Origin of the sequence: Streptomyces sp. NPDC056734 (genome assembly GCF_042790455.1) — a bacterium.
Lineage (GTDB): Bacteria > Actinomycetota > Actinomycetes > Streptomycetales > Streptomycetaceae > Streptomyces.
Window position 1 is genome coordinate 322,601 of the sequence record NZ_JBHTZD010000001.1, and the last position, 12,172, is coordinate 334,772.

At 72.4% G+C, this 12,172-nt stretch carries 10 protein-coding genes and 1 pseudogene; all 11 read left to right on the plus strand.

What is annotated here, in order from left to right:
• On the plus strand, positions 1-1,105 hold a 1,105-nt coding region (locus ACFRFC_RS01290; RefSeq protein ID WP_383112570.1), incomplete at its 5' end, for a TIM barrel protein.
• A gap of 62 nt (positions 1,106-1,167) precedes the next feature.
• Entirely contained in the window at positions 1,168-2,562 is a 1,395-nt protein-coding gene (locus ACFRFC_RS01295) for an ABC transporter substrate-binding protein (protein WP_382679877.1), read from the plus strand.
• Positions 2,559-3,506 (plus strand): carbohydrate ABC transporter permease, encoded by a 948-nt coding sequence (locus tag ACFRFC_RS01300; RefSeq protein ID WP_382679879.1) that lies wholly within the window; start codon positions 2,559-2,561, stop codon positions 3,504-3,506. The genes ACFRFC_RS01295 and ACFRFC_RS01300 overlap by 4 nt, the downstream gene beginning before the upstream one ends.
• A 3-nt stretch (positions 3,507-3,509) precedes the next feature.
• Positions 3,510-4,346: a carbohydrate ABC transporter permease gene (locus ACFRFC_RS01305; RefSeq protein ID WP_382679881.1), complete on the plus strand. Its 837-nt coding sequence runs from the start codon at positions 3,510-3,512 to the stop codon at positions 4,344-4,346.
• Positions 4,347-4,350: 4 nt separating this feature from the next.
• Positions 4,351-5,163 (plus strand): 6-phosphogluconolactonase, encoded by an 813-nt coding sequence (locus ACFRFC_RS01310; RefSeq protein ID WP_382679883.1) that lies wholly within the window; start codon positions 4,351-4,353, stop codon positions 5,161-5,163.
• Positions 5,160-6,119 carry a 5-dehydro-2-deoxygluconokinase gene (gene iolC / locus ACFRFC_RS01315; RefSeq protein ID WP_382679885.1) on the plus strand — a complete coding sequence of 320 codons (960 nt, stop codon included), beginning with the start codon at positions 5,160-5,162 and terminating at the stop codon, positions 6,117-6,119. The genes ACFRFC_RS01310 and iolC overlap by 4 nt, the downstream gene beginning before the upstream one ends.
• Positions 6,116-7,024 (plus strand): deoxyribose-phosphate aldolase, encoded by a 909-nt coding sequence (locus ACFRFC_RS01320; protein WP_382679887.1) that lies wholly within the window; start codon positions 6,116-6,118, stop codon positions 7,022-7,024. Before iolC ends, ACFRFC_RS01320 begins: the two co-directional genes overlap by 4 nt.
• Positions 7,021-7,896 (plus strand): 5-deoxy-glucuronate isomerase, encoded by an 876-nt coding sequence (iolB, locus tag ACFRFC_RS01325; protein ID WP_382679889.1) that lies wholly within the window; start codon positions 7,021-7,023, stop codon positions 7,894-7,896. The genes ACFRFC_RS01320 and iolB overlap by 4 nt, the downstream gene beginning before the upstream one ends.
• Positions 7,893-9,770, plus strand: a complete 1,878-nt coding sequence (iolD, locus tag ACFRFC_RS01330) for a 3D-(3,5/4)-trihydroxycyclohexane-1,2-dione acylhydrolase (decyclizing) (RefSeq protein ID WP_382679891.1) — start codon at positions 7,893-7,895, stop codon at positions 9,768-9,770. The genes iolB and iolD overlap by 4 nt, the downstream gene beginning before the upstream one ends.
• Positions 9,771-10,013: 243 nt before the next feature.
• The gene (locus ACFRFC_RS01335) at positions 10,014-10,178 is read left to right on the plus strand and encodes a hypothetical protein (protein WP_382679893.1); all 165 of its coding nucleotides are present in this window, start codon (positions 10,014-10,016) and stop codon (positions 10,176-10,178) included.
• Positions 10,179-10,200: 22 nt separating this feature from the next.
• Positions 10,201-12,172, plus strand: a pseudogene (locus tag ACFRFC_RS01340) (hypothetical protein); the annotation flags it as partial.

Sequence of the window (12,172 nt, forward strand, 5' to 3'; positions counted from 1 at the left end):
CACGCCTCAGCACGTCACCGGGGCCGACCCCGCGACCACGCCCCAGCACGTCACCGGGGCCGACCGCGCCACCACGCCTCAGCACGTCACCGGGGCCGACCCCGCGACCACGCCCCAGCACGTCACCGAGACCCACCCCGCCACCACCGCCCAGCGCGCCACCTCGGCCCAAGACGCCACCCCGAACCGCCCCCGCCTCGGCAACGCCCCCGTCAGCTACGGCGTCTACGGCGAAGGCGCGGGCGGTGACGGTGCCTCCGGCGACGCCCTCCTCGCCTCCATGGCCGAGGCCGGCTACGAGGGCAGCGAACTCGGCCCGCCCGGGTTCTTCGGCACCCCCGAGGAGACCGCCACCCTGTTCGCCCGCCACGGACTGACCGCCGTCGGCGCCTACATCCCGGTCCACTACGCGCTCGGCGACGACGTCGTCGCCCACGACCTGCGGCGGATGGAACAGACCTGCCGCGAGCTGGCCGCCTGCGCCGAGCACTCCGGCGAGCAGCCGCTCGCGATCCTCGCCGACGAGGGCAGCCAGGCCCTGCTGGAGAACCCGGCCCGCGCCTGGGACGACCGGTCGCTCGCCCTGGACGAGCCCGGCTGGCAGCGCCTGGCCCGGCTCTCCGCGGACGCGGTCGCGCTGGCCGCCTCGTACGGGCTGCGGACCTCCTTCCACCCGCACATCTCCACCTACGTCGAGTCGCCCTGGGAGGTCGAGCGGCTGCTGGAGCTGACCGAGGTCGGACTGACCCTGGACATCGCGCACATCCAGCTCGCCGGCGGCGACCCGGTCCAGTGCCTGAAGCAGTGGCGCGAGCGCATCAACCATGTGCATGTGAAGGACGTCGACCTGGACGTCATCCGCCGGGCCAAGGCCGAGCGGCGCAAGGACTTCGACACCTGGTGGGCGGACGTCTGCGTGCCCTTCGGCAAGGGTGACGTCGACATCGACGCCTTCCTCGCCGAACTGCTGCGCGGCGGCTACCGCGACTGGCTGCTGGTCGAACAGGACCGCGCCTCCACGCCCGCCGATCTCTACCCCAAGGTCGCCGCCGAGCAGGCCGCGAACCGCGCCTGGCTGGCCGCCAAGGTCGCCGCACACTCCTGAATCCACCACGTCACCCTGTCTCCCGGTTCGCGATGGCGCGGGCCCAAGAAGTCGGAGCACCCATGAAGAAGCCGCGTTGGAGCATGGCGGCAGGCATCGCCCTGACAGCCCTGCTGGCAAGCGCCTGTAGCGTTCCGGGGGCCGGCGGCCCGGCCGCCTCCTCCGGAATCCAGGGGCCCCGCATCACCGAGCGCGTCACGCCCGAGGACGTCGCGGAACTGGGTGACACCACCCTGCGCGTCCTCGCCGACGCCGGTGAGGAGGGCACCCTGGACAAGCTCGTCCCGCTCTACGAGAAGAAGTACCCCAACGTCGACGTGGAGGTCGTCACCAAGGGCTTCGACGACCTGATGAAGACCGTCGTGAACTCGATGTCCGGCTCCGACGCCCCCGACATAGCCCAGGGCAACCAGGGATACGGCACCGACGGCCCGCTCGTCGAGGCCGGACTGCTGCGCCCGCTGGACGACGTCATGCGCACCTACGGCTGGGAGAACACCTTCACCGACGGCGCCCTCAAGCAGTACCGCTGGTCCCAGGACGGATCGCTGTTCGGCTCCGGCAGCCTCTACGGCATCAGCCCCGCCACCGAATACGTCGGCGTCTTCTACAACACCCGCACCCTCGACAGGCTGGGCATCGAACCCCCGAAGACCTACGAGGAGTTCACCCGGGCACTCGACCAGGCCAAGGACGCGGGCACCCAGCCCCTCATGCTCGGCAACGCCGAGAAGTACCCGGCCAGCCAGGTCATCGGCCTGGTCCAGGCGCAGAACGTGCCCAGCCGTGACGTCCGCTCCTGGATCAGCGGCGTGCCCGGCGCCACCATCGCCGACCAGGGCACCGAGGACGCCGCCAGGACCGTACAGAACTGGGCGAAGGACGGCTACTTCGGCAAGGGCTACGACGGCATCAGCTCCGACGACGCCGTCGCCAAGTTCAGCCAGGGCCAGGGCGCCTTCCTCGTCGCCGGTTCGTGGAACGCGCCCACCCTCCAGGAATCCATGGACGGCGAGGTCGGCTTCACCCTGCCCGCCCGCGCCGACGGCACCCGCGCCTCGGTGGGCTCACTGGGCCTGGGCTGGCACATCTCCGCCAAGACCAAGAAGACCAAGGCCGCCGTCGCCTTCCTCGACCTGCTGATGAGCGAGGAATTCGCCCAGACTCTCGCCGACGTCGGCCGCACCCCCGTCACCGGCGGCACCGGCGTCAAGGCGGCCAGCCCGGTCGTCGAGCAGGTCAACGACATCGGCCTGAAACTCCTCGCCGACGACGGCCAGAACTTCTACCTGGACTGGGCCTCCACCACGATGTACGACACCGTCGGCGCCACCACCCAGGACCTGCTGTCCGGACGCCTCACCCCGGCCGGCTTCACCCAGGGCCTCCAGAAGGACTGGCAGGCTTTCGCCGACAAACAGCGGGCCGCCGCCGACGCCGCCGGGGACGCCTCGTGAGCACCCACACCGTCCCTGACACGGCCGCCCATAGAGCGAAGAGTCCCGCCGCCCCCCAGGGCAGAGTGCGCGCCTGGGCCGCCCGCCAGTACTGGCCGGCCTTCCTCTACCTCGCGCCCGCCGCCGTCTTCTACATCCTGTTCGTGCTGCGCCCGCTCGGCCAGACCGCCTGGATCTCGCTGTTCCACTGGGACGGCATCACACTGGGCCAGTGGGCCGGACTCGACAACTACACCGCCCTGTTCGCCGACGGCCGGATCCCCGCGGCGATGGGCCACTCCCTGGTCTTCGTCGTCTTCTACGCCTTCCTCCCGGTCGCGATCGGCCTGGCCCTGGCCGGACTGATGTCCCGGATCAAGGTCCGCGGCCTCACCTTCTTCCGCGCCGTGCTCTTCCTCCCGCAGATCCTCGCCACCGTCGTGGTCGCGGTCTCCTGGCGCTGGGTCTACGACATCGACGGCCCCCTCAACGCGGCCCTGCGCGCCGTCGGCCTGGGCTCCCTGGCCCGCGCCTGGCTCGGCGACTACTCCACCGCACTGCCCGCGGTCGGCCTCATCGGCACCTGGGTGATGTTCGGCCTGTGCATGGTGCTCTTCCTGGCCGGGGTGCAGAAGATCCCGGTGGAACTGTACGAGTCGGCGCGACTGGACGGCTGCGGTCCCGTCCGGGAGTTCTTCACCGTCACCCTGCCCGCACTGCGCGGCGAGTGCGCGGTCGCCCTGGTGCTCACCGTCACCTACGCGCTGCGCAACTTCGACCTGGTGTGGAACACCACCGCCGGCGGTCCCGGCTCCTCCACCTCGGTCCCCAGCGTCTTCATCTACCAGGGCGCGTTCCTCACCCGCGAGGTCGGCGCCGCCTCCGCGATCTCCATCTGCCTGACCGTGGTCGTCCTCGCCGTCACCGCCGTCATCATGCGCCTGGTGCGCGGGAAGGAGAGCTGACGGGTGAACACCCACAGCAGCCGCCGCCAGACCGTCATCGGCCACGCCATCCTGGGCATCGCCGCGCTCATCGCCCTGTACCCCTTCCTGTCCGTCGTCCTGCTCGCCGTGAGCGAGCCCGGCAGCCGCCACAGCGGCTTCTCCCTCCCCACATCCGTCAGCCTCGACAACTTCGCCGAGGCATGGGACCGGGGACTGTCCGCCCAGCCGCTGATATCCAGCCTGCTGGTCGCCGCCGTCGTGGTGGTCATCACGATCCTGCTCGCCGTCCTCGCGGGCTACGCCTTCTCCGTCTTCCCCTTCCCCCTCAAGGGCCTCCTGCTGGTACTGCTGCTGGCCGGACTCGTGATGCCCTACGAGGCGACCGTCATCCCGCTCTACCACCAGCTCAAGTCCTGGGACCTGATCAATACCTACTGGGCGCTGATCCTCCCGCAGATCGGTCTCTCCCTGCCGTTCGCGATCTTCTGGATGCGGACCTTCTTCGACTCCACGCCCCCCGCGCTGCGCGAAGCCGCCTCCGTCGACGGCGCCTCGAAGTTCCGCACCCTGCGCTCGATCCTGCTGCCGATGTCCATGCCCGCCATCGGCACCCTGGCCACCCTGCTCTTTCTCTTCGCGTGGAACGAGTTCCTGCTGGCCCTGGTCCTCGTACCGGACAACCAGAGCGTGCAGACCGCACCGCTCGCCCTGTCGTTCTTCGCCGGCAACCGCCGCAACAGCGACCCCGGCGTCACCGCCGCCGCGGCCGTCCTGGTCGCACTTCCCGTGCTCATCAGCTACCTCGCCCTGCAGCGCCGCATGATCAGCGGCATGCTCGCCGGCGCCGTGAAGGAGTAACACCGTGTCAGCCCCCCTGTCCCCGCGCGTCTTCGACAGCCCCGGCGCACTCGGCGAGACCCTCGCCCACGAGATCGCCGACGGCATCGCCGAGGCCCACCGCGCCGGACACCGCTACGTCCTGGGCTGTCCCGGCGGCCGGAGCCCGGGGCCGGTGTACGACGCGCTCGCGGCACTGACCGCCGAGCGCGGGCTCGACCTGAGCCATGTCGTGATCGCCATGATGGACGAATACGTCGTGCCCGCCCCCGGCGGCGGCTACCAGGACGTCCCCCACAACGCCCACAACAGCTGCCACCGCTTCGCCGACGAACACATCGCGGCGCCCCTCAACGCCGCCGCCGGACCCGGCCGCGGCATCCCGGCCGCCTCCGTCTGGTTCCCGCACCCCGCCGACCCGGCCGCCTACGAGGAACGGCTCGCCGACGCGGGCGGGGTGGACCTCTTCATCCTCGCCACCGGCGCCTCCGACGGGCACATCGCCTTCAACCCGCCCGGCTCGCCCGAGGACAGCACCAGCCGCGTCACCGTCCTCGCCGACACCACCCGCGCCGACAACCTCGCCACCTTCCCCGGCTTCGCCTCCCTCGACGAGGTCCCGCGCCACGGCGTCACCGTGGGGGTGCGCACCATCGTCACCCACACCCGCCGCGCGGTGATGGTGGTCCACGGCGAGCACAAGCGCCAGGCCGTCCACCGCCTCACCACCACCACGGGCTACGACCCCTCCTGGCCCGCGACCCTGCTCACCCTGTGCAAGGACCCCGCCCTGTACGTGGACCGGGCCGCCGCCGGCATCCGGCAGGACGCGGCATGACGTACGACCTGATGACGCTCGGCCGGGTCGGCGTCGACCTCTACCCCGAACAGATCGGCACCGGCCTCGCCGAGGTGCGGACCTTCGCCAAGTACCTCGGCGGCAGCGCCACCAACGTGGCGGTCGCCGCGGCCCGGCACGGACTGCGCACCTCCGTCACCACCGGCGTCGGCGACGACCCCCTCGGCGAGTTCGTCCGCACCGCGCTGCGCGGCTTCGGCGTGGACGACCGGCATGTGGTGACCGTCCCCGGCGCCCAGACCCCCATCGTGCTCTGCGAGATCTTCCCGCCGGACACCTTCCCGCTCTACTTCTACCGGCCCGACGCCCCCGACCTGCGCATCACCGAGGACCACCTGGACACCGACGCGCTGCGCACCGCCCGGGTCGTCTGGATCACCGGCAGCGCGCTGTCCGCACAGCCCTCACGCGACACGACCCTGCGTGCCATCGCCGACCGCGAGCCCGGCACCGACACCGTCTTCGACCTGGACTGGCGCCCCATGTTCTGGAGCGACCCGGCCCAGGCCCCGGCCCACTACGCCCGCGCCCTGGAGCACTGCACCGTCGCGGTCGGCAACCGGGACGAGGCCGAGGTCGCCGTCGGCACCCGCGACCCGGACCGGGCCGCCGATCTGCTGCTGGAGCGCGGGGTGCGCCTCGCCGTCGTCAAACAGGGGCCCGCCGGAGTACTGGCCCGGACCGCCACCGAGAGCGTGGTGCTGCCGCCGGTGCCGGTGGACGTCGTCAACGGGCTCGGCGCGGGCGACGCCTTCGGCGGAGCGCTGGTCGCCGGACTGACCGCCGGACTGCCGCTGACCCGGATCCTGGAGAACGCCAACGCCGCCGGGGCGATCGTCGCCTCCCGCCACTCCTGCGCGGACGCCATGCCCACCCCCGAAGAGATCGACCGGCTGCTGGCCGGCCGCCGTACCAGCCCTGGAGCACAGCAGTGATCACCACCACCCGCCCCGCCGCCGACCTCGCCGCGGTGGCGCACCTGCGGCTGACCGACCCGGACGCCATCCGCCGGGCCGCCGCGGCCCGCCCCCGGTTCGACACGGCACAGCTCGCCCGGCCGCTGTTCATCCTGGCCGCCGACCACCCGGCGCGCGGCGCGGTCGCGGCCGGCGGCGACCCGACGGCCATGGGGGACCGCCATGAACTGCTGGCCCGCTGCCTTGTGGCGCTGTCCCGGCCGGGCGTGGACGGCTTCCTCGGCACCGCCGACCTGGTCGAGGACCTGATGCTGCTGGGCGCCCTCGACGGCAAGCTGGTGCTGGGCTCCATGAACCGCGGCGGACTGCCCGGCGCCTCCTTCGAACTCGACGACCGCTTCGGCGGCTACGACGCCCGGGGCATCGCCGAAGGCGGCCTGGACGGCGGCAAGATGCTGCTCCGCATCGACCCCGCCGAGCAGGGCACCGCGGCGACGCTGACCGGCACCGCCCAGGCCATCAACGAACTCGCCGAACGGCGGCTGATGGCCCTGGTCGAACCCTTCAAGTCGGTGCGCGAGCACGGCAGGGTCCGCAACATCCTGGAACCGGACGCCCAGATCTGGGCCAACAACATCGCCCAGGGCCTGGGCCGCACCTCCGCCCACACCTGGCTGAAGGTGCCGGTGGTGGACGAGATGGAGCGGATGATGGCCTCCACCACCATGCCGACCCTGCTGCTGGGCGGCGAGGGCGGCGGCGACCCGGACGCGATGTACGCCTCCTGGCAGAAGGCCCTGCGGATCGAGCACGTCCGCGGACTGATCATCGGCCGCACCATGCTCTTCCCCGCCGACGGCGACGTCCGCGCCGCGATCGACACGGCGGTCTCCCTGCTGGGCCGGGACGAGGACACCCGATGACCGGCTCCCTCCACCTGCCCGCCGGCACGGCGGGCACGGACGGCTTCGCGCTGACGATCACCCCCGAGGAAGCGGGCTGGACCTACAGCTCGCTGCGGGTGCTGGAACTGGCGCCCGGCGACAGCGCGCGGTTCACCACGGGCGACAGCGAGTGCATCGTGCTGCCGCTGGCCGGTGCCTGCCACGTCACCATCGACGGCCACGCCTTCGAACTGGCCGGCCGCACCGACGTGTTCACCCGCGTCACCGACTTCGCCTACGCCCCGCGCGACGCGCAGGTCACCGTCCACTCGGCTACGGGCGGACGGTTCGCGCTGCCCGCCGCCCGCTGCGAACGACGCCTCGAACCCGCCTACGGACCCGCCGAGAACGTCCCCGTGGAGACCCGGGGCGCGGGCAACGCCACCCGCCAGGTCAACAACTTCGCCTCCCCCGAGGGCTTCCCCTGCGACCGGCTGGTCGCGGTGGAGGTCCTCACCCCGGACGGCAACTGGTCCTCGTACCCCCCGCACAAGCACGACGAGCCGGGCGAGGACGAAGCCGTGCTCGAAGAGATCTACTACTTCGAACTGGGCACGAGGGGTGGTCCCGGCACCGCCCCCATCGGCTACCAGCGGGTGTACGCCGACGGCATCGACGTCCTCGAAGAGGTCCGCCAGGGCGACGCGGTCCTGGTGCCCCGCGGCTACCACGGCCCCTCGATGGCCGCCCCCGGCTACCCCATGTACTACCTCAACGTCCTGGCGGGCCCGCACCCCGAGCGGACCATGGCCTGCTGCGACGACCCCGCCCACCACTGGGTACGGGCCTCCTGGCAGGGCATGGACACCGACCCGCGCGTGCCCCTGTGCGACGCGGAGGGACCCCGATGACCACCCGCCGGCTCACCACCGCCCAAGCACTGGTGTCGTTCCTCGCCCAGCAGTACACCGAGCGCGACGGCGTCGAACACCGGCTGATCGAGGGCTGCTTCGGCATCTTCGGCCACGGCAATGTCGCCGGAATCGGACAGGCGCTGCTCCAGCAGCCCGACGATCTGGCCTACTACCAGTCCCGCAACGAGCAGGCCATGGTGCACGCCGCCGTCGCCTTCGCCCGCACCCGCCGCCGCCTCTCCACCCTCGCCTGCACCACCTCCGTCGGCCCCGGCGCCACCAACATGGTCACCGGCGCGGCACTGGCCACCATCAACCGGCTGCCCGTCCTGCTCCTGCCCGGCGACACCTTCGCCACCCGCGCCGCGAGCCCCCTCCTCCAGGAACTGGAGCTGCCGCACGCCGGTGACCTCACCGTCAACGACGTCTTCCGCCCGGTGTCCCGCTACTTCGACCGCGTCTGGCGCCCCGAACAGCTCCTCTCCAGCGCGACCCAGGCGATGCGGGTACTGACCGACCCGGCCGAGACCGGCACGGTCACCCTCTGCCTGCCGCAGGACGTCCAGGCCGAGGCGGCCGACTTCCCCGAGGAGTTCTTCGCCCGCCGCGTATGGCACGTACGCCGCCCCGCTCCCGACGAGTCCGCGCTGGCCGCGGCCGTACGGCTGCTGCGCCACGCCGAGCGCCCGCTGATCGTGGCCGGCGGCGGTGTGATCCACTCCGACGCCACCGAGGCACTGGCCCGTCTCACCGCCGCCACCGGCATCCCGGTCGCGGTCACCCAGGCGGGCAAGGCCGCGCTGCCCCACGGCCACCCGGCCGCGGCCGGCGCGATCGGCCACACCGGCAGCGAGGCCGCCAACACCCTGGCCCGCGAGGCCGATGTGGTCCTCGGCATCGGCACCCGCTGGCAGGACTTCACCACCGCCTCCCGCACCCTCTTCGCCGACCCGGACGTCCGCTTCATCAACCTCAACATCACCTCCTTCGACGCCGCCAAACAGGCCGGGCTGATGCTCCAGGCCGACGCCCGCGCCGGTGTCGAGGCACTGGCCCGCGCGCTGGCCGGGCACACCGTCACCGACGCCCGCCGCGCGCGGACGGCCGAACTGGTCCGCCGCTGGGACGAGCAGGTCGACACCGCCTTCACCCGCGCCAACACCCCGCTGCCCGCCCAGAGCGAGATCCTGGGCGCGATCCGCGACGCCATGGACGACCGTGACGTGGTGATCTCCGCCGCCGGCTCGATCCCCGGCGACCTGCACAAACTCTGGCGCCCCAGCGATCCGCTGGGCTACCACGTGGAGTACGGCTACTCCTGCATGGGCTACGAGATCGCGGGCGGCCTCGGCGTGAAGATGGCCGCCCCCGACCGGCAGGCGGTGGTCCTGGTCGGCGACGGCTCGTATCTGATGATGGCCCAGGAGATCGCCACCGCCGTCGCCGAGCACCTCAAACTCGTCATCGTCCTGGTGGAGAACCGCGGCTACGCCTCCATCGGCGCGCTCTCCGCGTCCCTCGGGTCCGAACGCTTCGGCACCCGGTACCGCTACCGGGACGAGGACACCGGCCGGCACGACGGCGGCACCCTTCCCGTCGACCTGGCCGCCAACGCGGCGAGCCTGGGCGCGGACGTCATCCGCGCCTCGGGCACCGACGCCTTCCGAAAGGCGTTCGCCAGGGCCCTGGCCAGTGAACGCACGACCGTGGTCCACATCGAGACCGACCCGCTGTCCGCGTCACCCGCCTCCGGCGCCTGGTGGGACGTACCGGTGGCCGAGGTGGCGTCACTGCCCTCGACGACGGCGGCCCGCGGGACGTACGAGACCCACAAGACGGGCCAGCGCCCGCTGCTGCGGCCCGCCGACTGAACACACGGCCCACGAGCCCCGTCCCCGAGCGGTTACCCGCACCCAGGTGTGGCCGCCCGGGCGGGACGCATCGACGCGTCCGGCATTGTCGCGGAACCGCGGGGCGGGGAGCCTGCCGCGCGGCCCGGCCGTACCCGTTTCGCCCGGACTTCCTGCCCGAAAGGGCATCACACCCGGACTCGGCCCGGCTCCCTGGGTAGGCACCTCCAGCAAGGATCAAGCCCGATCCAACTGGAGGAAGACATGCCCGAAATGGATGTGCACAAGGAGCTGGACCTCGGGGAGCTGGACGTTGTGTCGATCGAGCTTCCGGGCACCGACGGGCTGCTGGACGCCGTGTCGGTGGGCCTCGGCAACACCGAGATAGGCGCCTCGGGATCGCCGTCAGGCAAGAGCTGGCTCGTCTGACAACCAAGGACGCCGGATCTCAGTGACTGACGTGATACAGGTGCCCGGGGTGGACGGGGTCGTGGTGGCCAGGATCGCCGCGCTGCCCGTGTCCGCCCTTGAGGAGTTGAGGTGCACTGCCACGTGGCGGTCAGTCCAGGAGATCATCGCGGATCGTGACCGGCTCGTCCGAGCCGGTCGCGATCTCGCGGTCGCCCTGGAAGGACCCATCGGGCTCGCCTCGGGACCGCTGAAACCGCGGCTGGTCGGTCTGCGCAGGGCCCTGTACCGGACGCGCCGCCCGCCGGCCGCCCTGCTGGCCCTCCCCCTGGAGCCCGCCCTCGCGGACCGGCTCGCGCGCTGGCTGGCCGACCACGACCGGCTCGACCGGCTGATCACGGCCCTGCCCGAGGTGCTGGAGCGGGAACGGCGGGCCAAGAACGAGGTGCTGCGCCGCTGGGTCGCCACCGATGTCTTCGCCCATGGTCTGCTCCAGGCCAGCCCCGTGCTGTCGTCGGCGCTGCGCCGATGGCTCGCCTCCCCGCCCGGCACCGTCCCGCCGCCGAAGGTCGCCTCACGCCTGGTCAAATATCTGGCGCGGGTCGTCGCCAAGACCAGCCCGCACGCGACCTTCACCATGACAGGGCTCGGCCGGTGGGCCCCGGACGCGGAGGCGGTCCGCTGGCGGGGACCGTGGCAGTGGCACAGCGCGGTCGAGCCGAGCGCCGGGCTGCTGCGCTCGCTGCTGACCCGGCTCGCGGAAACCGACCCCGGCCTCGCCGGGTCGTTCGAGATCAGGACCACCCCGAGCCTGGCCGAGGACGGGGGCCGCCTGTGGTTCCTGAGCCGGACCGAGGACAGATACGACAGTGTCGTCGCCACCGACGATCTGCGGCTGCTGCTGGAGACGCTGGGCGACGGGTCCCGGCACCGGGTCGCCGACGTCCGTGAGCGGCTGGGGATCCCGGCCCATGTGCTGGACCGGCTGACCGGAATGGGCCTGCTGGAGGTGCATCCGCCGGTCGCCGACCAGTCGCTGTCCCCGCTGGCCGACCTCGCGGCCCGTCTCGCCCCGCACCCCGTCGCCAAGGCGCTGTCGGACGTGGACGAGGCCCTCGCCGGTTATGCGGACGCCGCTGACCGGGCGGCGGTCCATACGCGGGTCCGCGCCGCGCTGAGGGAACTGTCCGCGGGCCAGCGGCTGCCGGAGAAGAACCTCTTCCACGAGAACGCCGTCTTCCGCTCACCCGCGCTGCGCCTGGGCGCGCAGGCATGGCGCCCGGTGATCGAGGAACTGCACGCGGTACGCCGGTTCCTCGGCGGGTTCCAGCGCAACGCGGCCACCCGGCTGCTCGTCGGGCGGCTGTTCGCCGAACGGTTCGGCGCGGGTGCCGTCGTCCCGTTCGGGCGTTTCCACCGCTCGCTGGCCGAACTCGCGGGCGATGAGCGGCCCGGCACCCCGGCCGCCGAACTGCACGCCCTGCTGTACCGGGCGACGACGACCGGGCCGAGCGAGGTCGCCGAGGTGCGCGCGTTCCAGGAGGCGCGGGAGCGGGTCTCGGCCGCGCTGCGCGATCGGCGGCCCGATCCCGACGGGACGGTCCGCCTGGACCCCTCCCTGCTGGACAGCTGGCGGTCGGGACAGCCGGTGCGCTCGCTGGCCTGTTTCGTCCAACTGGCCGCCGAGCGGCCGGTACGGCTGGTGCTCAACGGTGTCGCGGTCGGACATGGCGCGATGCGCAGCCGGGTTCACCGCCTGCTGGGTGATGGGGGCGGCGCGCCGATTGCTGGCTGGGGTGACGGGGGCGGCGATCCGACCGTGGGCCGGGGTGATGGGGGCGGCGCGCCGATTGCCGGCCGGGGCGACGAGGGCGGTGACCTGACCGTGGGCCGGGGTGACAGGTGCGGCGATCCGATCGCCGGCCCGGGTGATGGGGGTGGCGACCTGGCTGTGGGCCGGGGTGATGGGGGTGGCGACCTGGCTGTGGGCCGGGGTGATGGGGGTGGCGACCTGT